Genomic DNA, 22,206 nt, shown 5'->3' with positions numbered 1-22,206 from the left:
GGGAGGCCTGCGTAGAGGGGCGTATGACGATGTCGCGGCGGCCTGCCTCTACGACACGGCCGGCTGATCGACGGCCGGGGTGGTGCCGGGGGTGAGAGGGGTGTGGGCGGGGGCGTCACGATCGAGGACGTCGCGCTCCGGGCCGCCGCGGGTGAGGGCGTCGGCGCCGGGAAGGTTGTGGCGGTCGACGCCGTCATGACGGAGTCCCTCATGACGGAGTCCTTCATGACGGAGTCCGTCATGGCCGATGCCGTCATGGTTGATGCCGTCATGGTTGATGCCGTCGTGGTTGAGGAGCCCAGGGCCGGTGCCATCGCCGGCGTCGGCGGCGGCGGAACCTTCACCACTCTGCCGCCCACGGCTCCGCATGCGACCACGGCTCTGCTCGTTACTCTGCCCGTCGCTCAACCTCTGGCTTCGCGCCCGCTCGACCAACTGCCGCACCATGGCGACCAGTTCGGCAGGCTCGAAGGGCTTGGCGAGGAAGGCGTCGACGCCGACGTCGAGTCCGGCCTCGACCTCGTACTGCGTACAGGCGCTGACGATGGCGAGGGGCACGTCCCGGGTGCGCGGATCGGCGCGCAACCGGGAGGCGGTCCTCAGCCCGTCGAGCCGCGGCATGGCCACGTCGAGCGTCACGGCGTCGGGCCGCACCTGATGAACGACATCAAGACACTCGGCACCATCGGCCGCGGTCACGACCTCCAGCCCCTCCAGCTCGAGGTTGACCCTGATCAGCTGCCGGATGACCTTGTTGTCGTCCACAACAAGCACCCGGCCCCACGCGCCTGGCACAACTCGAGAGTAGGTCGCCCCCGGCCATCGCGTCCGGGTTTTCCCCACTTCCACCCCGCACGAGCGACCACACCCCGCCCCGGCAGCGGAAACCCGTTCATGACCACCCCGAGGGAGCTGGTAGTGTTCTACCCGTCGCCGCGAGCAAACAGCTCCCGCCCGACACGCCCCCGTAGCTCAGGGGATAGAGCAACGGCCTCCGGAGCCGTGTGCGCAGGTTCGAATCCTGCCGGGGGCACCCCTTGTGAGGTGCCTAAAGACCCCGTCACCAGCGGAAACGCTGAGAGCGGGGTCTTCGCGTATGTGCAGGCCTGTGCAGCCCGGAGCGGCCGTATGTCGGGGTCTGTGGACGAGGCGTGGACGGGATCTTGAGGCATCGCCGCAGGTGACGTCCGCAAAAGGACGGGAGCCCGCAGTAGCGAGGGGACCGCCCGGCACCACGCTGCGGAGCACGGGCTCAAGCCTTGCTCCAGGCCTGGCGATGGCGAGCGACGCTGTAGACCTGCTCTACCTGCTCGGTGGTCAGCACCCCTGAGAGCGGGGCCAGAGCCGAGACTTGGCGCTCCTGGTACACCCGGACATCGAGTTGCGTGGCAACCACCTTAAGGTCGGTGACGCCGACAAAGACAAGCACTGGCTCGACCGGCACGGAAAAGTCGCAGTAGTGCTCAAGCACCCGGACGACTCGCTTGGCCTCCGCTCGGCTCTTACGTGCGTAGGGTGCCGGCTTTCCGTGATCGACTTTCACAGCGTCGTCGCCGACCCATACGGCCTTGTTGTGGTGGTGCTTCGTATTGATGCTGAACACTCCGCCAGGCCTGATCAGCAAATGATCGACGTCCACATTGTTGGCGAGCGGGATGAATGCAGTACCCGCCACCCGCGACGCGCCAAGCGGTTCAGCTCGGATCCCACTCTCCTCTCCCCCGCCAGACCCTTGCGCCACGAGTCCCACTCAGTGGGGCGCCGCAGCAGTAATGAGACGACTCGCTCGATGAGGCCTGGGCCGGACTCGGTGAGCAGAACACGGAGGGATTCACCGGGACGGTTGGTGGACAGGTCGTCTGCCGGCGTCAGAGGGGGCAGCATCGGGCGGGCTTCGGCTCCAGGCCCCTTCTGTGGCAAGGCCGGGTCAGGACTGTCCCGTAAGTGGTGTGTCAACACGGCGATCACGTCGTCGCGATACTCGGCGACCAAGACCGTGATGTCCCCCGTCCTCACGTCTACCCAGCCGATAGCAGTGCCATCCGGCAGGTTCGCGTACAGGCGATCAAGTCCGTACCGCTTCCAGCGCGTGACCTTCAGCTCCACGAGCCCTCCTCGTCTGATCTCGACTCGAAGCATCGCAGCAGGTCGGGCGCAAAACGAGAGAGGCCCCGGACAAGATGCCCGGGGCCTCGGCGGAGTGCAGCGCGCGTCACTCGTATTCGCGAAGCAGGTCCTCGATACGCCGGTTGGCGACGTCCTGCCGTCCGTCGAGGCACTTCGCGTAGCGAGTCAGCAGGACCTCGACACTGTTGCCGGCGCGCTCGGCCACCTCTGTCGGGTCGACACCGGCATTGAGCCACGTCGACAGCGCCAAGTGCCGGAGGTCGTACGGCCTACTCGCGAGCGGCGAGGCTGCGACGGCCGGCGGAAGCGCGAGGAGCCGGGCCTCCTGCCACACGCGGTAGTAGGTCGAGGACGGGACGATCGAACCCTTCTCGCTGAAGAACAGCCGCCCGTCGTCCGCTGTGCCGAAGGTGGCCAGGTGCTCGCGGAGCACGGCGACGAGGTGAGGCGGGATGGGCACCCTCCTGACGTCCTCGGTCGGCCGGTTCTTCAGCCCGCGGTCGTCATGAGTCTCCCCCGAGTCGGTCCACTGCTTGCCGACGGACGGACGGGTCCGGTGGAGCAGCGCCGATCCCCAGCCCTGCCCGGGAAGGTTCAGGTCCGTCTCGACGAGGCCGACCGCTTCTGCCAGCCGTAAGCCACCGAAGTACATGGCGGCGAACAGGCCCACGAGGCGGCGACCACGGGCACGCCGGTACCCACCCACGTAGGAAACCGCCGCCAGGAGGTTCCGTGCCTGCTCCGGGTTGGCGACCACCCGCGGGTCGACCTGGTTGGACACCTTCGACTTCTGCCAGCGGACAGCCGTTATGGGGTTCTCCCGCAGCTCCCCCAGGTCGACGGCGTAGTTCGCGGCGTTGACGAGCGTCCGACGCTTGCGCCGCACGGTCTCCGCCGCTGCCGCCGTGCCGTCGAGCTTGAGCTTCAGCGAGTCGAGGACCGTGCGAGCCGTGGCCGCTTCTGCGAGATCGGCGAGCGGTCGGGATGCCTTGGACACCCATTGGAGAACGTTCCGCACGTCGTCCGGGACTTCCCGGTCTTCGGGCCCTGAAAGCACGAAAGCCCAGTTGCGCAGCGCTCTGCGGATTTCCTCGTCGGACGGTCGTCCGGCGCGTTCGTCGAGGAGTTCCAGCGTCACGCTGGTGAGGGCTTCGTTGATGCCGTCCCGTGTGTTGGGGGCGGAATGAGGCCATTTCATGGCGAGGTACCTGAGAGCGAAGGCGTACCACGACACGGCCGACTTCTTCTCTTCCATGGAGGCCGGAAGCCCCGACACAGTGTCGAACTCCTCGCCCTCACGCATCGCACGCATGAGCTTCGTGCGGTAGTGGTCGGCAAGCGCCTTGGTGCGGAATGACTCCGAGAACACATTGCCCGCGACGGACCAGCGGACACCGTACGAGGGCGTTTTCATGTCCCGCTTACGGACTCCCCAGACCTTCACATCGAGAGACTTCACGCCGCCTCCTCCAGCTGTCGCAGCCATGTGTTGAAGTCACTCCGCCAAACCCGCAGCTCTCCGTTGGGCAGCTTGAATGCGGCCGGCCCGTACCCCAGCTCTCGCCAGCGGTAGAACGTCCGACGGGAGACCCCGCCCAGCTCATCCAGGACTTGGCGAACGGTCATCAGCTCGTCGTGACGGGCGTCCATGTCGGTTCTCCTTCCGTTCCGAGGGCGGGTTCGAGGGATGCGGCCAGCCATTGCTCACCGGTGTTGAGGCCGGTTCCGGCAAAGACCCAGTGGGCGAGGACGAGAGTGGTTTCGCCGTCCTGGGGTGCGGCCGTCGCGGCTTGCGCACGGCGCCATTCGGCGCGGGCGTCGCGGAGGGCGCCGAGGGTGGTGGAGTAGCGGCGGGACGCGGTGGAAAAGTGACCTCGGAATCCGAGCATGTGGGCCCAGGCGCGTAAGCGGAGGTGTTCGAGGTCCTTGCGTGCGCCGAGGGTCCAGGCGGTTCGGATCATGCGGCGGGCGTGGTCGGTGATCCGGGCCTGTGCCAGTTCGGCAAGGAAGCGGATCGGCCGGTCCAGGGTGCCGGTCGCTGTCTCGGCGCCTTTGGTGGCGTACTTGGCGATTTACGCGGCTACGGCCCGTTGGGTCAGCTCTTGGCCGCCGTCGAAGTCGGCGGAGCGGATGGTGCGTAGGTCGAGTTGGCGGCCGAAGGTGAAGGTGTGGGCGCGGCCGTCGACGTCTGGTCCGTTGACTCTGGTGGCGGTGACGGCGGCATGGATCGCGTCGGTCAGCAGCTCGGCGGACGCCCAGGCCGGAGGGGCCCTGTCGCCGCCCTCCGGGCCGTCGAGGCGGATGACTGCGTGGAAGTGGACGGCGCCCCGCTTCTGGTACTCGGCGACCTTGGCGAAGGAGACGCGCGCGTGATGCCGAAACGCGCGTTGGGTGAGTCCGGCGCGCTTGGCGATCTCACGGCGCAGGTAGATCGAGAAGCGCCGCCAGAGGGCTCCGGCGTGTGCGTTCCAGAGCACGGCCGCTTCGTAGTCGTATGCGTCCGGGTCGAAGGGCGTGCCGAGGGCCGGGGCTGTGCCGTCGTGCCGGACACCGCAGCGACAGGGCCGCCCGCTGGACGTGCCACGCGCACAGCAACCAGCCGCCTGATGCCAGAAAAAGGGTATGTCGTGACTGGGGCGGTCGGCTCCACGGCTTTACGCAGCCACTTTGGTGCGAGCCTCGAAGATCATGACCCCAACGTCGTGCTTTACCGGGCAGGTCCACAGACTGCCCGACGCGCCGGAACCTTACGGGGCCATGATCACTCGCACCAAAGCAGCTCCAGCCCAAAGCCGCTCCACCGACCGCGTGGTACTCAATCCGTTACATCCACCGCGCCAGCACGTACTCTGCATCTTGATCGTCACAGCAACTGCAAGGAGCACACGTACGGAGCCGGACAGCTCACAGCGGTGCGGGGCCGCGCGCTGACTTCTATACCTGCCTTCTACCTCAGGCTAGAAATGGCCCATTGGGTACAATCAAAGCCATGGATCCCTCTACAAATTCATGGGCTACCAGCAGTCGCACTCGTGCCAGCATGCAAGGAAATCGAAGTCGAGACACGCGCCCAGAACTCGCCTTAAGGCGAGCCGCACACAGACTGGGACTTCGCTATCGCGTGTCTACGCGGCCCCTTCCAGAGCTACCCAGGACGGCGGACATGGTATTTACACGCACTAAAGTGGCCGTCTTCGTGGACGGCTGCTTCTGGCACGGCTGTCCAACGCATTACACACATTCTAAAAGCAATGTCACCTACTGGACCGAGAAGATCGCTCGCAATAAAGAGAGGGACGAGGACACTAACCGACGCCTCAGGGAAGCAGGTTGGCTCGTTATCCGAATATGGGAGCACGAAGATCTTGAAATAGCCGCCAGAAAACTAAAGGAAATCGTTGCAGATCGATTGACCTTTTATGCGCTAGGTAAAGGGGGAACCTTCCACTCCGAAGCCAAGTAAGCTGGACGGCGTCCCTCTCCGACCGCATGCTGTTTGCAGTGCCCCTGACGGCCCTCAACCAGTCCCTGAAACGAGGCGGGCGCCCGAGCGGAGTGACCTGGTTGATCGACAGGCGGGCCGGTGGGATGGTTTCCTGGCCCGCATGAGCAGCGTCACCGTCACCACCTGGTCCCTGGAACAGACCTCACCGGCCGACCTCCTGCCGGCCACCGCCCCCGAGGGCGACGTCCGAATCGTCCGCGCCGAGGTCCCCTCCCCCGAGTTCAGCCGGTTCCTGTACGCCTCGGTCGGCGGCGACATCCGCTGGACGGACCGGCTCGGGTGGAGCTACGCACGGTGGCGGAAGTACCTCGACCGTCCCGGTGTCGAGACCTGGGTGGCCCACGACCACGGCACCCCCGCCGGGTACGTGGAGCTGGAGGCGCAGGACGAGGGCATGGTCGAGATCGTCTACTTCGGCCTGATCCCCGCCTTTCGCGGCCGCCGCATAGGCGGCCACCTGCTCTCGTACGGCGCGGCCCGCGCCTGGGACCTGGCCGAGCGGTGGCCCGCCCAGCCGCCGACGAAGCGGGTATGGCTGCGCACATGCAGTAAGGACGGCGAGTTCGCCATGGACAACTACCAGCGCCGCGGGTTCCGGCTGTTCGACACGAAGATGGAACTGGAGCCTGAGGTGGCGACGCCCGGCCCCTGGCCCGGAGCGTGACGCCGCGAACCGAAACGTGGCCCAAAACACCCGTCTCATCATTCAGAGTCCGCATTTGGCTTTGCGACCCTGCTCTCTTACTCGGCACCTGCCCTGATGCGCGCCTACGGCCGTGACGGGGATACATGACGTTGCCCCATCCAGGTCATGGGCCCCTGGTCGCTCGAGCTTGCGGGTCCGCTCCCTCCCCCAGCCTCGCTTGCCTTAAGGTGTACTCCCATGAAAATGATCGACAGTCGTCGCCCACTCGCCGTGGACCTGTTCGCCGGCGCTGGCGGGCTGTCCCTTGGCCTTGAGCAGGCTGGCTTCGACATCGCAGCGTCGGTTGAGTACGACCCAATCCACGCGGCTGTACACGAGTACAACTACCCCTACTCGACTACGTTCTGCCGCGACGCATCCACCATGACGGGAGCTGAGATCCGACAGCGCTCGGGAATTGGCGACCAGGAAATCCACGTTGTCGCTGGCGGACCCCCCTGTCAAGGCTTTTCGATGATGGGTAAGCGCGCCCTCGACGACCCGAGGAACGCCCTACTTGCGGAGTTCGCGCGAATCGTCATCGAACTACAGCCCCGCTACTTCATCATGGAGAACGTTTCCGGCCTCACTTCTGGTAACCATCGCCAGCTTCTTGACGAGGTCGTGGATGTGATGGGGAAAGCCAAGTATCAGGTACTCCTACCGTACAAGGTGCTCCAGGCGGCAGAATTTGGGACGCCTCAGTCACGCAAGCGCCTAGTTCTCATTGGGGCCCGGCACGACGTTCCCCTTCCTTCCTATCCGGCACCACGCTTCACGCCACGAAGAATCAATGGAAGCTTGCCGTCGGCAGCCAAGCTGCCACTAGGCCCGAGCGTGCGTGATGCCCTTTGCGACCTTCCGGACGCCGACTCCTACGAAGCCCTGCTGCATGATGATCAGACTATTGCCACCTATGGCCAACCGTCTGATTATTCTGCAGCACTCCGAGGGTTGATCCGCGAGCCAGACGACCACTCGCATGTTCGCATTTTCGATCCCGATCTTCTAACTTCGTCGATGCGAACGGTGCATACCGCTAAGTCAATTGACAGATTTACCGCGACAGCACCCGGAACTAGCGAGCCTATCTCTCGCTTCCTCCGTCTACATCCTGAAGGTGTATGTAACACTCTCCGCGCGGGAACCAATTCAGACCGCGGAGCTTACACCGCCCCTCGCCCTATTCATCCGTATTTGCCTCGCGTGCTAACCGTCCGCGAAGCTGCCCGCCTTCACGGGTACCCTGACTGGTTTCGGTTCCATGTCACTAAGTGGAACGGGTTCCGCGAAATCGGCAACAGTGTGCCGGCCCACCTCGGGCGAGCAGTTGGGGCAGCGGTGCTGCGAGCCGATGGCCTCACGCCTCAACCTGGAGTAGAAGTCGTACCCGGCGACCCTAAGCTGCTGCGCTTCAATGCCACTGACGCCCATAATTACTTTGGACTTACCGAACGAGTAATTCCGCAACGGGATAGGAAGGCTGTTAACCCTTCATGAGTGAGGCAAAGCTCACCCGTTACCAAGCCCTCATCGAGTGGGTATTCTTTCACCACTATTCCGAGGGGGACACTGAGGTCCATTGGGAACGCTCAGCGCTGGAGCAGGGGGCGCAGGAGCTTGGTGTCGATCTCCCTAAGAACCTTGGTGACGTCGTCTATTCTCAGCGCTACAGGGCATCCATGCCCCCCTCAATTGCCGATAAGGCACCAAAGGGAAAGCATTGGATAATCCGAGGGACAGGGAGGGCTAAGTATGCATTCGTCGCTGTAGGCGCCGCAGCTCGTGTTCTACCCCGCACTGATCTGGTCGTTACCAAAGTTCCCGATGCAACACCAGAAATCATTCGCTCTAGTGCACTCGGCGACGAGCAGGCCCTACTCGCTCTTGTGCGCTACAACCGTCTCATTGATGTATTCCTAGGGGTCGCTGCATACTCCCTACAGAATCACCTCAGGACCACGGCTCCGACAATCGGCCAGGTGGAGGTCGATGAGATCTATGTCGCCGTTGACCGTCATGGGGCACAGTACGTCCTACCTGTACAGGCCAAGGGCGGTAAAGACGAACTGGGCGTGACACAAGCCGAGCAAGATCTTGCAGTTTGCGCCGCCAAGTTCCCCGATCTTGTAGCGCGCCCAATTGCCGCTCAATTTATGGACAACGAGGTAATCGCACTATTCGAGCTCGCCCTACAGGACGATGAAATCGTTGTTCTGCAAGAACAGCACTACAAGTTGGTGTCAGCGGCAGCAGTCACACCTGAGGACCGCGCACTCTACGAGCGCATGTCTGGGAGCAGTCGAAACAAATGAGCCCTGGCGAGAAGAAGAAGCGCATCTGGCGATCTGGCGTTCGCTTTGATTGCCCAGATTGCGGCCTTCTATGGCGTGACGATATCGAACACGCTGAGCTAATCGCAGAAGGATGTCCGGAGTGTCACGGTACCCTCTCACTCGTGGGTATGGGTGAAAGTATTGTCGAATTTGCTAAGTGGTACCGCTGCGTGGGCTGTGGCGCCCTCGCCATGAAACGTCGAGGAGAGATCGTGTCCGCCAAGCCTCGCACAGGCTTCTCCGAGTTCACCTGATCAGCGGCTCCCGTTTGGACTTCTGGACCAGTCGTGGACGGCTCTGCACATCGAGCCTTGACGGAGCGGCCTGACCAGGGAAGACGTATGCGCTCCAAACGGCCTCCGGAGCCGTGTGCGCAGGTTCGAATCCTGCCGGGGGCACTCGCCGATCAGGCAGCGCAGATCAGCCGCTGACCAGGGCGCGTGCCGACATGAGAGAGCGGGAGCCAGTGGAACTGGCTCCCGCTCTCTCGTTTCTCATTCCGGCGGCGCCAGCTCTCCACCGGGACAGGCAGCACCCAGGTTGCGCCCCCCGGAGCCCGTGCCCGGCGTGGATGGCTCTGCGCACGCTCCGGTGCCGACGCCCGGGCGTATCTCATCAGCCGTCGTGAGGCATCGCTACTCGCGGCCGCCAGCGGCCGGGAGTGCGGGATGCGGTCGAAGGTCGCCAGGGGCACGACCGCGAGGTGGCAACTGACCGTTCAACTAACCAGAGTTGAAGCGTCGGTTCAGAATGCGGACGGGTGACCTCGGACGTAGCTTGGAAGCAGGGGAGAGTTGACCGAAGGGGTTTCAGCCTTGTGCACGCATGGATGGAGGTCACCATGAAGGTAAAAGGCATGCGCCCTGGCTCCCATCGCTCCACACTCCGGCGGGCACTCGTCATTCCCGTGGCAGCGGCCATAGCAGTCCCCGCCCTGGCGACGGACGCACGGGCCGCCGAGCGCACGGTAACCGGAAACGTCAGCATGCGGATCATGGATTACGAGACGGTCGGCTCGAACACGATCTGCAACCGCGGCTTCTCGCTCACTCCCCGCGTAGTCAAGAGCGGCTTCTCCAACAAGATCCGACTGGCATCCCGGTGTGGCGGAGAGATAAGGGTCGAAGTGCACTACCGACTCAACATCGATCCGAACGGTGTCATTCGCGTCACCGAGGGCCTCGTCAAATTCTACGAGGGGGCCAGCGAGAACACCGGCGATCTGGATGGCACGTCAGCCTTCGCGAACATGATTATTTTTCCCGGGGCAAGCGTTTCCAGGAATGTACATGTGCAGAACTGGAGCGAGGGGCAGCCCGACGACAAGGCCGACGTGACGCTCACCTTGCGCAACTAGCACCCGCGCAGGCCGCTTGCCCTTGACCATCAACGCAGCTGCCCTACCGGGCGAGTTGTCAACCTGTCGGGCCATCTCGACGGTCCGAACCGTCGCGTCGTGTCCTCGCGGACTCACTTGCGGACTCCACTCCCCCAGTCGGCACGGACCGTGCGGTGAGCAGCGGCATCGGAAGCGCTGCGGTTGTTTCGCCCCATACGTTCCCGTGTTCTACGGTGGAGAGGAACGACACCCTCACCCCTCACCCCCATCGAGGTGACGGTCATGACGGAGACCACTCAGCGCAGGCAGCAGGACGGGGCCTCGGCAGCGCAGGGGCACATGGGTGCTCCCGGGACCCGGGGCAGTACGAGCATCGCCGATCCGGTCGTCGCGAAGATCGCCGGGATGGCCGCACGGGAGGTTCCGGAGGTGCATCACCTGGGTGGGGGGATGACCCGGGCCATCGGGGCCGTGCGGCAGCGGGTGCCGGGCACCGGCTCCGGCAGTGGGGTCACGCGGGGCGTGAAGGTGGAGGTCGGCGAGCGGCAGGCCGCCGTCGATCTGGACGTGGTCGTCGAGTACGGCGCCGCCATCGCCGACACCGCCGCCGACATCCGGAACAACGTCATCAGCGCCGTGGAGCGGATGACGGGACTGGAGGTCGTGGAGGTCAACATCGCCGTCGGCGACGTGCATCTGCCCGATGAGCCGGATGACGAGGGCGAGGAGTCCGGGGGCGGGCAGGAGGGCAGGCGCGTGGCCTGAGGGCCGTCGCGTCAGGACACCGTCGGTACCGCCCCGGGCGCGCCGGTGATGCGGGCGCGTTGCCCGTGCGCGCAGTGGACGACGCGGTCGCCGAGGCCGAGCCGGTCGGCCTCGGCCAGGAACGCGGACAGCGGGGAGCGCATCACCGTGTAGTCGCCGTAGTGGACCGGCAGGATCAGGCGGGGGCGCAGGCGGCGGGCCAGTTCCGCGCCCTGGGCGCCGTCCATGGTGACGACGAAGCCGCCGGGGAGCGTGGTGCCGCCCAGGTGGAGGACGGCCAGGTCGGCGGCGGGGAAGTGCCGGGTGATCTCGTCGAGGCCGTCGTGCAGGAGGGTGTCGCCGGAGAGGTAGAGGCGCAGGCGGGGTGGGCCGCCGGTGGGACCGAACTCCAGCATGCTGCCCATGACCGGCGGCAGCAGCGCGCGCAGCGCCGGGTGGCCGGCGTGGCGGCCGGGCAGGGCGGTGACAGTGACCTGGGCTCCGTCGCGGACGAGGGTGAGGGACCCCCAGGTGCGCAGGCCCGCCGTACGCCGGAAGCCGTGCAGGACCCTCAGGCGGCGGGCCGCGTGCGGAGTGGTCAGGATCGGCACCGTGTGGTCCAGGTGGCGGCGGGCCCGGCGGTCCCAGTGGTCGCCGTGCAGGTGGGACAGCACGATCCCGTCGAGACGGGGCAGTTCGTGCACGTCCAGGGCCGGTTCGGTGAGGCGGCGGCTCAGCAGGCCGTACCCGAGGTAGGCGTACTGGCCCCGGTGGAGGAAGTTCGGGTCGGTGAGCAGGGTGAGCGGGCCGTAGGTCAGCAGCACCGTCGCGTTGCCGACGAAGTGGACGTCGACGGTGTCGCCGGTCGTGTCGCCCTCGGTGTGGGTGGCGTGCATGGTGCTCTCCCGTCTCCCCCGCAGGGCCGGGTACCCGTCCGGCGGCCCTCAGGCCGAGCGCTTGCGGGACGTCGACTTCTTCGCCGGTGTCTTCTTGGCCGTGCTCTTGGCCGCCGTGCTCTTGGCCGCCGTCTTCTTCGCGCCCTGGGCCGACTTGGCCGTCGACTTCTTCGACGAGGCCGCCGTCTTCTTGGCGGCCGTCTTCTTCGCCGTCGACGTCGACTTCTTCCCGCCCGCCTGCTTGGGGGCCGCACGGGAGGTCTTGCGCGGCAGCGGCTTGACCTCGGCGTGGTCCCCGGCCTCCTCGCCGCGGGACTCGCGGGCCGCGCGGACGCTGTTCTCCAGGGCCGCCATCAGGTCCAGGACCTTGCCGCCGGCCGCGGGTTCGGGTGCCTGCGGCGGGGCCTCGCCGGCGACCTTCGCGGCGATGACCTCCTCCACCGCCTCGCGGTACTCGTCGTGCAGGTCCTCCAGGTCGACCTCGCCGAGGGTGTCCATCAGCGCGTCGGCGAGGTCCAGCTCCTTGTCGCGGACCGTGACGTCGGTGTCGGGGGCGACGCCCTCGGGGGCTCGGACCTCGTCGGGCCAGAGCAGGCCGTGCATCGCGATCGCGTCGCCGACCACCCGGAGCATGCCCAGCCGCTCCCGGCCGCGCAGGGCGAACTTGGCGATCGCCACCTTGTTGCTGCGCTTGAGCGCCTCCCGCAGCAGGGTGTAGGGCTTCGCCGCCGGGGCGCCGCTCGCCTGGAGGTAGTACGCGGCGTCCATCTGGAGGGGGTCGATCCGGTCGGCCGGCACGAAGGCGACGATCTCGATCGTCTTGGCGGTGGGGAGGGGCAGGCTGGACAGGTCCTCCTCGGTGATCGGGATGATCGAGCCGTCCGCGTCCTCGTACCCCTTGCCGATCTCGCCCTGGGTGACCTCGCGGTCCTCCAGTTCGCAGAATTTGCGGTACCGGATGCGGCCGCCGTCCTCGGTGTGGATCTGGCGGAAGGAGATCGAGTGGCTCTCGGTGGCGTTCACCAGTTTGATCGGAATGCTGACCAGGCCGAACGAGATGGCGCCGTTCCAGATGGATCTCACGTGCAGCACCCTTCCGGTCACGCTCGGGAGTGTTTGTCACGGTTTGCGTGGGATTCTTATCGTATGGCGCCTATCACAGTGGTGGAGGGGCGACGGCTCGCGCTCAGCAATCTGGACAAGGTGCTCTATCCCGCCGGCGGCTTCACCAAGGGCGAGGTGCTGCACTACTACGCGACCGTCGCCGAGGTCCTGCTGCCGCATCTGCGGGACCGGGCGGTGTCCTTCCTGCGGTATCCGGACGGGCCGGACGGGCAGGTCTTCTTCACGAAGAACGTGCCGCCGGGTACGCCCGAGTGGGTCATGACCGCCGAGGTGCCGCGGGTGGAGGGGCCGTCGCGGATGGTGCTGGTGCAGGATCTGCCGAGCCTGATGTGGGCGGCCAACCTCGTGGCCGAGTTCCACACCCACCAGTGGCTGGTCGGCACGCCGGACGAGGCCGACCGGATCGTCTTCGACCTCGATCCGGGGGCGCCGGCGACCGTGGTGCAGTGCTGCGAGGTCGCGCTGTGGCTGCGGGAGCGGCTGGCGCGGGACGGCATCGAGGCGTACGGCAAGACCTCCGGCTCCAAGGGGCTGCATCTGCTCGCCGCCGTGCGCGGGGCCTCCTCCGAGCGGGTGTCCGAGTACGCCAAGGCACTGGCCGTGGAGGCGGAGAAGGCCATGCCGCGGCTGGCGCTGCACCGGATGACCAGGAGCCTGCGCCCGGGGAAGGTCTTCGTCGACTGGAGCCAGAACGCCGCCCGCAAGACCACGGCGACGCCCTACACCCTGCGGGCCCGGGCGGAGCCGACCGTCTCGGCGCCGGTGACCTGGGCGGAGATCGAGGAGTGCCGGGCGCCGGGCCGGCTGGACTTCCACGCCCGGGACATCGCGCCGAGGGTGCAGGACTTCGGGGATCTGCTGGCGCCGCTGCTCGACCGGCGGCGGGCCGGGGAGTTGCCGTAGCCCATGGGGGGTGTGGTGCAGGCCGGCTCGGGCGTGCGTCGGGCGATGGGGGCCCGGGCCTGACCTGTTCAGACCCTTGGCGCGTCCAACTGTGGACCGGTTCAGAGCCTTGGCGCGTCCAACTCTGGACCGGTTCAGAGCCTTGGCGCCTCGGGCGACGGAATCCCGGCCCGGGGCCCGTTCAGACCCTTTCCCAGGTGTTCCGGTCGCGGGCCATCGCGTGCAGGGCCTCGACGTCCGCCGGCTTCAGGACGCCTCCCTGGCGGGACAGGGTGTCCAGCTGTGTGTCGGTCAGGACGCGGACCTCGCGGGGCGGTGTGGGGACGGCCACGGACACCGGGTCCACCAGGACGAGGACCGGGCGGACCTCGGCCGTCAGGGCGTAGGACGCCCGGTCGGCGGTGGCGCGGACGGCGCGCAGGAGGGGGTGGGGGTCGCGGCGGCCCATGGTGACCAGGGGATCGGCGACGGTCACGCGGTGGCGGCGGGCGTGGAGCGTGTGCAGCGCGAACAGCCCGCCGGGGCCGATCAGCAGATGGTGGACGCGGTCGCCGCCGGGCAGCGGCACCGAGTGCAGGGCGTGCCAGCCCGCGCCGTCCAGCCGGTCCAGGGCCTCCCCGACCGTCTGCTCGGCCTCCAGGGCGCGGCGGCGCGGGTCGGGTCGCAGCCTGCGGGCCGGGCCGGGGTCTCGGTCGAGGGCGACGAGCAGGGCCTCGCCCGGGCGGTTGGGTGCCAGGTCGTCGTCGGGGTGGAGGGCGAGGCGGGCCAGTTCGGCCGGTGTGGGCACGGGTGGCGGTCCGACCGTCACCGGGCCGGTGATGAAGGGGCCCAGGGCAGTCATGACGTCGTCCTCGCGGTCCGCGCCGAGCAGATTGACCCGGGCCGCGTCACGGTCGTACCAGGCGATGTTCCTGCCGTCCGCGAGGCAGACGTACAGGCGCTCGCGGCCGTGCCGCCAGGTCGGTACGACGCGCAGTCCGTTCATGCGGCATCACCCCCGACCATGGGAACAGGCGGGGTGCTGCCGGTGCAAGAAGCCGGAGACCGCGCCGAGGAGTCGGACCGGCGGCGGCCCGGCCGCCGGGAGGGTGCCGTGCCTGGTCGGTGCCGGGTGAGGCCTCCGGCGGTGGGGGTGGGCAGGCAGGCATCGTGGCGCGCCTGCGGCAGGCCCGCGGCGCCGGTTCAGCGACCACCGCCGCTCCGGCCGGTCGTCCCCCACCCGCTGGTGCGGCGGTGCTGCCGCGGCGAGGGGCGATCCGACTGGTCCCGGGCCGCCCGCCGTTCGCCCCGGGCGGTGCACGACGACCGGTTCGTCGAGTGCCCGTGGGCCGCGGCCCACGGGCCGGCCGTCGCGGGGGCCGGCCGGGGAGCGCGGCAGACGGCCGCCCTCGCGCGCAAATGGGACTTCCCCACGAATAAGGTGTACGCGGCCGGTGGTCGTGTCCGCGCCGCGTGAGGAACCGTGAACCGTAGGAGTGCAGTGCCCCGCAGCCGCCCCGGAAGCCGCCCCGGCCCGTCTGAACGCCGCTTCGGCCGGGTCGTGCGCCGGGCCGTCGCCGGGGTGCTGGTCCTGGCGGCCGCCGTGGGCTGCGGGGACGCCGGCGGGCTGGAGGGCGCGGGGTCCACCCCGACGGCGGTCGGCCCCGCGCGGCTGTGGCCGGAACTGACCCCGGCGTCCAGTCCGGCCTTCGAGATCGGCGAGGTGAACACCGAGCCGGTCAAGGGGGTCGACGTCCCCGCCGACGGCGACATCCGCCGGGTGGACCCGGTCGGGATCGTCCGGGCCGAGATCGACGCGAACCCCGGCGACTACGCCGGCGACAAGGCGCCCTACCGCGAGACCGACCGCCGGATGGCCGACTGCGCCGAGGGCCCGGGGCACGGGAAGTGCCCCGTGCTGAGGCCGTACTACCGGGACCTGACCGGCGACGGGCACGAGGACCTGACGCTGGGCTTCCGGCTGCTGCCCGGCCAGACCACGGCCGTGCGGGTCTACACCGTCGACGAGGACCGGCTCATGCAGGTGATGGCGTGGGAGGACGCGCTCAGCGGCGTCGAGCTGGCGGGGCGTTCGCTGGTCATCCGGTCGCCGTCGGAGGTCGCCGGCTACGAGTACCGCCTGCAGTGGACCTGGGACCGGGACCAGCGGGCCATGCTCCTCACCCACGACGAGATGCTGCGCACGGGACCTCGAGGACACTCCCGGCACCCGTCGGCCCCGCCGTCGGCCCGTTCCTCCGGCTCGCCGTCCGCCCCCTCCCCCACCCCGTCCTCGCCGTCGGTGTCGCCTCCCGCGAGCGGCGGATGAGAGCCGTGCTGCCCCGGTGGTCGGGGACGCTCGCCGTGAAGGCCGCCGTCTTCATCACGGTGATGTGCTGTGCGCTCGCCGCCCTGCTCGGCGTCCTGGTGCACGTGCAGGTGACGAACCAGACCGTCGGCCAGGCCCGCCAGCAGGCGCTGCAACGGCTGGCGCAGGCGACCGAGCGGTACGAGGCCGGGGACGCGCTGCGGCGGGGTGCCGGGGTGGATCCGCCGGGGCTGCCCGCTTCCCTGCGGGAGCTGGCGGCCGACGGCGACCGGGGCACGATGGTCGCGGACCTGGAGGGGCGGCCCGTGATGTGGGCGGCGGGGCCGGTGGACGGCGGCCGGGCCCTGGCGGTGGCGGTCGACTACTCCCAGCAGGCGCGCACCATCGACGGACTGGACCGGGCGATCCTGTGGTCGTCGGGGCTGGCGATCGGGGCGACGCTGCTGGTCGGCGCGTTCGCGGTGACGCGGGTGACCCGGCGGTTGCACGCCACGGCGCTGGTGGCCCGGCGGATCAGCGCGGGCGACCTGGACGCACGCGTCAACGACCCCCGCACCCGTCCCCGTCCCCGTCCACGTTCCGGTCCCCGTCCGGGGCCGAGCGGCCACGCGCGTTCCCCGGACCCGTCCCGACCGGACAGCCCTCCGAGGCCTGACAGCCCCCGAGGCCTCACGAACTCGCCCGGCCGGAAGCCACCGCCGAGCCGGAAGCCTCCGCCCGGCAGAAAATCCCCGCCGAGCCGGAAGCCACCCCCCGGCCGGAAACCCCCGCCCGGCGGACGAACCCCGCCCGGTCGAAGAACCCGGCGCGGTCGAAGAACCCCGCCCGGTCGAGCGACCCCGTGCGGCCGCGCGTCCGGGACCGGCCGCAGGACGAGGTCGCCGCGGTCGCCGCCGCGCTGGACTCCATGGCGTCGTCGCTGCAGAGCAAGCTGCTCGCCGAGCAGCGGTTCACGGCGGACGTCGCGCACGAGCTGCGCACCCCGCTGACCGGCCTGCACGCGGCGGCCGAGCTGCTGCCCCCGGGCCGGCCGACGGAGCTGGTGCGCGACCGGGTGGCGGCCCTGCGCACCCTCACCGAGGACCTGCTGGAGATCTCCCGGCTGGACACCGGGCGGGAGCGGCTGGAGCTGGACACCGAGCGACTGGGGCCGCTGGCCGAGCGGGTGGTGCGCGCGGCGGGGAGCGGCACGGAGGTCGTCGTCGTACGGGACGTGGCCGTGGAGACGGACCGGCGGCGGCTGGAGCGGGTGCTGGGGAACCTGGTGGCGAACGCGCACAAGCATGGGCGGGGCCCGGTGGTGCTGACCGTGGACGGCCCGGTGGTCACCGTCAGGGACCACGGGGACGGCTTCCCCGAGTACCTGGTGGCGCACGGGCCGCAGCGGTTCCGCACGGAGGGGGGCGCCCGGGGGCACGGGCTGGGCCTGACCATCGCGCTGGGGCAGGCGGAGGTGCTGGGGGCGCGGCTGGAGTTCGCGAACGCCCCGGACGGCGGGGCGGTGGCGACGCTCGAACTGCCGGTGGACTGAGCCCGGGCCGCGCCTCCTTCGGCCCACTGTGAGGGGCGCCCCGGGCGGGCCGCTCCTAATGTGGCGAATAGTCAGCTTCAGCACCTTCGCCCCCACATGGAGGTAGTCCCATGTCCCTGCGCTCCCGCCTCTGCATAGTCACCGCCGCGGTCTTCCTCGCCGCCGCGGCCGCCGTCACGCCCGCCGCCGCCGCGCACGACGACTGGGACGCGACCGGCGGCAACGGCGGCAACCACCACTACGACCCCACCGGCGGCGATCACCACGGCCACCACGGCAAGCACCTCTACAAGGGCGTCGTCACGGCGAACACGCTGGCGCTGCGCAGCGCCCCGAACCGCGGTTCGCAGATCATCCGGTACGCCCACAAGGGCGAGGTCGTCTCGATCTTCTGCAAGACCGGCGGCGAGTCCGTGAAGGGCAACCCGCTCTGGTACCTCCTCACCGACGGCACCTGGGCCTGGGGCGCGGCCCGCTACATCGACAACATCGGTCCCGCGCCACGCTGGTGCTGACACTCCGTCATCCAAAGGCACACAAGACGCACTGTTTGGGTAGGTTCCGGACATGAGCAAGGCCGGAATCACCGTGGCGACGGCGGACCCGCCCGCGCCCGCCGTCCGCCGCCTCCCCCGGCGCCGGGGCGTCGAACTCGCCCTGATCGTCCTGGCCGTACTGCTGTCCGTGTACGGCTACTGCGCCGTGGGCCTCGCCCGGCACGGGGCGCTTCCGCCCGGTGCCGCCGGCTACGGCGCCGGGCTCGGCGTGCTCGCGCTGCTGGCGCATCTGGCGGTGCGCCTGCGGGCCCCGTACGCCGATCCGCTGCTGCTGCCCATCGGCGTGCTGCTCAACGGCCTCGGCCTGGTGCTCATCTACCGGCTCGACCTGGAGACCCCCGGCGACCGGGCGGCACCGGCGCAGCTGGTGTGGTCGACGCTGGGCGTGGCCCTGTTCATCCTGGTCGTGCTGCTCCTGCGCGACCACCGGGTCCTCCAGCGCTACACCTACGTCTGTGTCGTCGCCGCGCTGGTGCTGCTCACCCTGCCGATCCTGTTCCCGGCGGTGAACGGGGCGCGCATCTGGATCCGGGTCGCCGGGTTCTCCATCCAGCCGGGCGAGTTCGCGAAGGTGCTGCTGGCGGTGTTCTTCGCCGCGTACCTGGCCGCGAACCGCAACGCGCTGGCCTACACCGGCCGCCGCGTCTGGCGGCTGCAACTGCCCACCGGCCGGGTCCTCGGCCCGATCGTCGCCGTCTGGCTGGTGAGCGTGGGCGTGCTGGTCCTGGAGCGCGACCTCGGCACCTCACTGCTCTTCTTCGGCCTGTTCGTGGTCCTGCTCTACGTGGCCACCGGCCGCACGGGCTGGATCGCCGTGGGGCTGCTGCTCGCGGCGCTGGGCGCGGTCGCGGTCGGCCGGCTGGAGCCGCACGTGCACGGCAGGATCGAGACGTGGCTGCACCCGTTCGCGTCGATCGAGGCGGGCGAGGGCGCCAACCAGCTCGCGCAGTCGTTGTTCGCCTTCGCGGAGGGCGGTCTGCTCGGCACGGGCCTCGGCCTCGGCCACTCCGTCCTGATCGGCTTCGCGGTGAAGTCCGACTTCATCCTGGCCACGGCGGGCGAGGAACTGGGCCTGGCCGGTCTGTCCGCCGTCATCCTGCTCTACGGCCTGCTGGTGGAGCGCGGCTTCCGGGCGGGTCTGGCGCTGCGCGAACCGTTCGGCCGGCTGCTCGCCGTCGGGCTCGCCTCGCTGGTGGCGCTCCAGGTGTTCGTGATCGCGGGCGGGGTGACCGGGCTGATCCCGCTGACCGGCATGGCGATGCCGTTCCTGGCGCAGGGCGGCTCGTCGGTGGTCACCAACTGGGCGATCGTGGCGCTGCTGCTGCGGGTGAGCGACTCGGCCCGGCGCGGTCACGACGGGCAGGTCCCCCGGTGACCCGGCACATCCGGCACGCCGGCTTCTTCTGCGCCCTGCTGCTGGTGGCCCTGCTGGTGAACGCCGCCCGGGTCCAGGTGTTCCAGGCCCCGGAGTACGACCGCAATCCGGCCAACCGGCGTGAGGACATCGCCCGTTACGAGCGGCCGCGCGGCGACATCCTGGTCGGCGGCCGGCCCGTCACCGGCTCGAGGGACACCCGCGAGCATCTGCGCTACGAACGCACCTACGCCGACGGCCCGTTGTACGCCCCGGTCACCGGCTTCGCCTCCCAGCTGTACGGGACGACGCTGCTGGAGGACGCCCAGGACGGGGTGCTGTCCGGGTCGGACCCGATGCTCGCGCCGTTCCCGCTGTGGAACGACTTCACCCGGGCGCGCAGCTCCGGCGGTCATGTCGTGACGACCCTCGATCCGGCCGCGCAACGGGCGGCGTTCAAAGGGCTGGCGGGACTCAAGGGCGCGGTGGCGGCCGTGGAACCGGCGACCGGCCGGATCCTGGCCCTGGTCTCCGCGCCCTCCTACGACCCCCAGCCGCTGTCGGGGAACGGGTCGGCGGCGGCCAGGGCGTGGGCGCGGCTCACCGCGGACGAGGACCGGCCGATGCTCAACCGGGCGGTGCGGCAGACGTATCCGCCCGGCTCCACCTTCAAGGTCGTCACCGCGGCCGCCGCCTTGGACGCCGGGGTGGTCTCGGACCTCGACGCGCCGACCGACTCCCCCGACCCGTACCCCCTGCCCGGGACGCGGACCCGGTTGAGGAACGCGTCCCGGGGCTGTGCGGACGCCTCCGTGCGCAAGGCGTTCACGCTCTCCTGCAACACGGTGTTCGCCAAGCTCGGTGTGGAGGTGGGCCTGCGGGACATGACGGCCACGACCCGCGCCTTCGGCTTCAACAACGGCGAACTGGCGATCCCCTTCCCGGTGGCCCGCTCCACCTTCGACACCACGCTCGACCGGGCGCAGCTGGCCCTGTCGTCGATCGGGCAGTACAACACCCGTGCCACGCCCCTGCAGATGGCGATGGTCGCGGCGGCCGTGGCCAACGGCGGCCAGGTGCGCGAGCCCTATCTGGTGGAGCGCACGACCCGGCCGGGCGGGAGCGTCCTGTCGACCGCCGGTCCGCGCGGGGTGCGCCAGGCGATGTACCCCTCGACGGCGGTGCGGCTGCGCGCCCTGATGCGGGAGGTCGTGGAGGAGGGCACCGGCCGCCGGGCCGCGATCCGCGGGGCGAGGGTCGGGGGCAAGACCGGCACCGCCCAGCACGGCCTCGGCAACTCGGGGATGCCGTACGCCTGGTTCATCTCGTGGGCGCAGGGCGCCCGGGAGCTGACGCCGAGCGTGGCGGTCGCGGTCGTCGTGGAGGACGCGGAGGAGGAGCGCCGGGACATCAGCGGCGGCGGCGACGCGGCGCCGATCGCGCGGGCGGTGATGGAGGCGGTGCTGAAGTCACGGGACCGCGCGCCCGGTTCCTGACCCGGCGTCCCGGCGAGGGGCACCGCCTCGTCCGGTGGGTTCGGCAGGTCGTACGGATCGACCGCAACAAGTCGCGCGCAAGGGATTGACGGGCTTGCTGACAGGCAGTCTCATAAAGGGCGACGGTGACGTGTGCACAACGAGGTGGGCAGCGATGACGACCCTGACGGAAGCCGACGCGCTCGACGGCCTGCGCGACGCCCTGGGCCTGCTGAAGGACCGGGAGCAGGTGGCCCAGCGGCTGCTCGACTCCTCCGCCAAGCACTCCTTCGACCCGGACAAGGAACTGGACTGGGACGCGCCCTTCGAGGAGGGCAAGTGGTTCTGGCCCCCTGAGCTGGTGTCCCTCTACGACACCCCGCTCTGGAAGCGCATGGGCGAGGAGCAGCGCATCCTCCTGTCCCAGCACGAGGCGGCCGCCCTCGCCTCCCTCGGCATCTGGTTCGAGATCATCCTCATGCAGCTGCTGGTCCGCCACATCTACGACAAGGCGGCGACCAGCGCGCACGTCCGGTACGCCCTCACCGAGATCGAGGACGAGTGCCGGCACTCCAAGATGTTCGCCCGGCTGATCACCCACGGCGGCACGCCCTGGTACCCGGTCGGCCGCGTCCACCAGCAGCTGGGCCGGCTGTTCAAGACCATCTCCACCACCCCGGGTTCCTTCACGGCGACCCTGCTGGGTGAGGAGGTCCTCGACTGGATGCAGCGCCTGACCTTTCCGGACGAGCGGGTCCAGACCCTGATCCGCGGCGTCACCCGCATCCACGTGGTGGAGGAGGCCCGCCACGTCCGCTACGCCCGCGAGGAGCTGCGCCGCCAGATGGTGACGGCCCCCAAGTGGTCCCAGGAGTTCACCCGCATCACCTCGGGCGAGTTCGCCCGGGTCTTCTCGGTGGCGTTCGTGAACCCGGAGGTCTACACGAACGTGGGCCTCGACAAGCGCGAGGCACTCGCCCAGGTCAAGGCCAGCGGCCACCGCCGCGAGGTCATGCAGACCGGCGCCAAGCGGCTCACGGACTTCCTCGACGACATCGGCGTCCTGCGGGGCGTGGGCCGCCGCCTGTGGAAGTCGTCGGGCCTGCTGGCGTAGGGCCGCCGGAGCGCATCGGACAGTCAGTGGGCACGCAACTCCATCGCGCCGTTCCGAGGACGGACACCCTCCGACGCGGCACCGACCCCCCCCCCTCACCGTCTGGCGCATCACCCACAAGCCCCGCCTCGGGCGGGGGGCACCCGCCCCGAACCGGCCACCCGCCCCGAACCGGCCACCCGCGCCGCAGGCCCCGGCCCACCGCTA

The 22,206-nt window shown here is 69.2% G+C and carries 17 protein-coding genes, 1 tRNA gene and 5 pseudogenes; 15 read left to right on the top strand and 8 right to left on the bottom strand.

The features are described 5' to 3' along the window. Positions 1 to 416 precede the first annotated feature (416 nt). Positions 417 to 795 (bottom strand): annotated as a pseudogene (locus tag ACIGAN_RS12095) (response regulator); the annotation flags it as partial. Between the two features lie 166 nt (positions 796 to 961). Between ACIGAN_RS12095 and ACIGAN_RS12090 the strand changes: the two are divergent. After that, a tRNA-Arg gene (locus ACIGAN_RS12090) sits at positions 962 to 1,033 on the top strand. A gap of 219 nt (positions 1,034 to 1,252) precedes the next feature. Here ACIGAN_RS12090 and ACIGAN_RS12085 read toward each other — a convergent pair. The 4 genes and pseudogenes from ACIGAN_RS12085 to ACIGAN_RS12070 form a co-directional block, all read right to left on the bottom strand. Then, positions 1,253 to 2,139, bottom strand: a pseudogene (locus ACIGAN_RS12085) (nuclease-related domain-containing protein). A gap of 73 nt (positions 2,140 to 2,212) precedes the next feature. Next, entirely contained in the window at positions 2,213 to 3,586 is a 1,374-nt protein-coding gene (locus tag ACIGAN_RS12080; protein WP_399856988.1) for a tyrosine-type recombinase/integrase, read from the bottom strand. Further along, positions 3,583 to 3,777 carry a helix-turn-helix transcriptional regulator gene (locus tag ACIGAN_RS12075; protein WP_361118168.1) on the bottom strand — a complete coding sequence of 65 codons (195 nt, stop codon included), beginning with the start codon at positions 3,775 to 3,777 and terminating at the stop codon, positions 3,583 to 3,585. Before ACIGAN_RS12075 ends, ACIGAN_RS12080 begins: the two co-directional genes overlap by 4 nt. Beyond that, a pseudogene (locus ACIGAN_RS12070) lies at positions 3,753 to 4,703 on the bottom strand (replication initiator); the annotation flags it as partial. The gene ACIGAN_RS12075 and the pseudogene ACIGAN_RS12070, both read right to left, overlap by 25 nt. 413 nt (positions 4,704 to 5,116) lie before the next feature. Between ACIGAN_RS12070 and ACIGAN_RS12065 the strand changes: the two are divergent. From ACIGAN_RS12065 to ACIGAN_RS12040, 6 genes are all read left to right on the top strand, one after another. Beyond that, positions 5,117 to 5,590: a very short patch repair endonuclease gene (locus ACIGAN_RS12065; protein WP_399856986.1), complete on the top strand. Its 474-nt coding sequence runs from the start codon at positions 5,117 to 5,119 to the stop codon at positions 5,588 to 5,590. Between the two features lie 142 nt (positions 5,591 to 5,732). Then, positions 5,733 to 6,296 carry a GNAT family N-acetyltransferase gene (locus tag ACIGAN_RS12060; protein ID WP_399856984.1) on the top strand — a complete coding sequence of 188 codons (564 nt, stop codon included), beginning with the start codon at positions 5,733 to 5,735 and terminating at the stop codon, positions 6,294 to 6,296. 219 nt (positions 6,297 to 6,515) lie between these two features. Further along, a complete protein-coding gene (locus ACIGAN_RS12055; protein WP_399856982.1) occupies positions 6,516 to 7,817 on the top strand; it encodes a DNA cytosine methyltransferase in 1,302 nt (433 codons plus the stop codon). Further along, positions 7,814 to 8,632 (top strand): hypothetical protein, encoded by an 819-nt coding sequence (locus tag ACIGAN_RS12050; RefSeq protein ID WP_399856980.1) that lies wholly within the window; start codon positions 7,814 to 7,816, stop codon positions 8,630 to 8,632. The genes ACIGAN_RS12055 and ACIGAN_RS12050 overlap by 4 nt, the downstream gene beginning before the upstream one ends. A 781-nt stretch (positions 8,633 to 9,413) precedes the next feature. Beyond that, a complete protein-coding gene (locus tag ACIGAN_RS12045; RefSeq protein WP_399856978.1) occupies positions 9,414 to 10,010 on the top strand; it encodes a hypothetical protein in 597 nt (198 codons plus the stop codon). Between the two features lie 264 nt (positions 10,011 to 10,274). Continuing rightward, positions 10,275 to 10,757 (top strand): Asp23/Gls24 family envelope stress response protein, encoded by a 483-nt coding sequence (locus ACIGAN_RS12040; protein WP_365738703.1) that lies wholly within the window; start codon positions 10,275 to 10,277, stop codon positions 10,755 to 10,757. 11 nt (positions 10,758 to 10,768) lie between these two features. Here the strand turns inward: ACIGAN_RS12040 and ACIGAN_RS12035 are convergent, their stop codons facing one another. After that, the gene (locus ACIGAN_RS12035) at positions 10,769 to 11,632 is read right to left on the bottom strand and encodes an MBL fold metallo-hydrolase (protein ID WP_365738705.1); all 864 of its coding nucleotides are present in this window, start codon (positions 11,630 to 11,632) and stop codon (positions 10,769 to 10,771) included. 48 nt (positions 11,633 to 11,680) lie between these two features. Next, positions 11,681 to 12,724 (bottom strand): non-homologous end joining protein Ku, encoded by a 1,044-nt coding sequence (locus ACIGAN_RS12030; protein WP_365087706.1) that lies wholly within the window; start codon positions 12,722 to 12,724, stop codon positions 11,681 to 11,683. Positions 12,725 to 12,778: 54 nt separating this feature from the next. On the opposite strand from ACIGAN_RS12030, the gene ligD reads away from it, so the two are divergent. After that, the gene (ligD, locus tag ACIGAN_RS12025) at positions 12,779 to 13,660 is read left to right on the top strand and encodes a non-homologous end-joining DNA ligase (protein ID WP_365738707.1); all 882 of its coding nucleotides are present in this window, start codon (positions 12,779 to 12,781) and stop codon (positions 13,658 to 13,660) included. 181 nt (positions 13,661 to 13,841) lie between these two features. Here ligD and ACIGAN_RS12020 read toward each other — a convergent pair whose 3' ends face one another. Beyond that, positions 13,842 to 14,645: a nuclease-related domain-containing protein gene (locus ACIGAN_RS12020; RefSeq protein ID WP_365087599.1), complete on the bottom strand. Its 804-nt coding sequence runs from the start codon at positions 14,643 to 14,645 to the stop codon at positions 13,842 to 13,844. 495 nt (positions 14,646 to 15,140) lie between these two features. On the opposite strand from ACIGAN_RS12020, the gene ACIGAN_RS12015 reads away from it, so the two are divergent. The 7 genes and pseudogenes from ACIGAN_RS12015 to ACIGAN_RS11985 all read left to right on the top strand — a co-directional run bounded on the left by ACIGAN_RS12015 (position 15,141) and on the right by ACIGAN_RS11985 (position 21,999). Continuing rightward, complete coding sequence (locus tag ACIGAN_RS12015) at positions 15,141 to 15,968, top strand: hypothetical protein (protein ID WP_399856975.1); 828 nt, start codon at positions 15,141 to 15,143, stop codon at positions 15,966 to 15,968. Further along, positions 15,965 to 16,597 (top strand): annotated as a pseudogene (locus ACIGAN_RS12010) (two-component sensor histidine kinase); the annotation flags it as partial. The gene ACIGAN_RS12015 and the pseudogene ACIGAN_RS12010, both read left to right, overlap by 4 nt. A gap of 233 nt (positions 16,598 to 16,830) precedes the next feature. Beyond that, a pseudogene (locus ACIGAN_RS12005) lies at positions 16,831 to 17,499 on the top strand (ATP-binding protein); the annotation flags it as partial. Positions 17,500 to 17,609: 110 nt separating this feature from the next. Continuing rightward, a complete protein-coding gene (locus ACIGAN_RS12000) occupies positions 17,610 to 18,014 on the top strand; it encodes an SH3 domain-containing protein (protein WP_399856973.1) in 405 nt (134 codons plus the stop codon). Positions 18,015 to 18,066: 52 nt separating this feature from the next. Then, positions 18,067 to 19,431: an FtsW/RodA/SpoVE family cell cycle protein gene (locus ACIGAN_RS11995; RefSeq protein ID WP_365087602.1), complete on the top strand. Its 1,365-nt coding sequence runs from the start codon at positions 18,067 to 18,069 to the stop codon at positions 19,429 to 19,431. Beyond that, positions 19,428 to 20,906 (top strand): penicillin-binding transpeptidase domain-containing protein, encoded by a 1,479-nt coding sequence (locus ACIGAN_RS11990; protein ID WP_399856971.1) that lies wholly within the window; start codon positions 19,428 to 19,430, stop codon positions 20,904 to 20,906. The genes ACIGAN_RS11995 and ACIGAN_RS11990 overlap by 4 nt, the downstream gene beginning before the upstream one ends. 154 nt (positions 20,907 to 21,060) lie before the next feature. Further along, positions 21,061 to 21,999 (top strand): AurF N-oxygenase family protein, encoded by a 939-nt coding sequence (locus tag ACIGAN_RS11985; RefSeq protein ID WP_365087604.1) that lies wholly within the window; start codon positions 21,061 to 21,063, stop codon positions 21,997 to 21,999. Positions 22,000 to 22,206 lie beyond the last annotated feature (207 nt).

It is taken from the genome of Streptomyces sp. NPDC085931 (genome assembly GCF_044540565.1).
Classification (GTDB): domain Bacteria; phylum Actinomycetota; class Actinomycetes; order Streptomycetales; family Streptomycetaceae; genus Streptomyces.
This window is presented reverse-complemented; position numbering and strand designations above follow the sequence as displayed.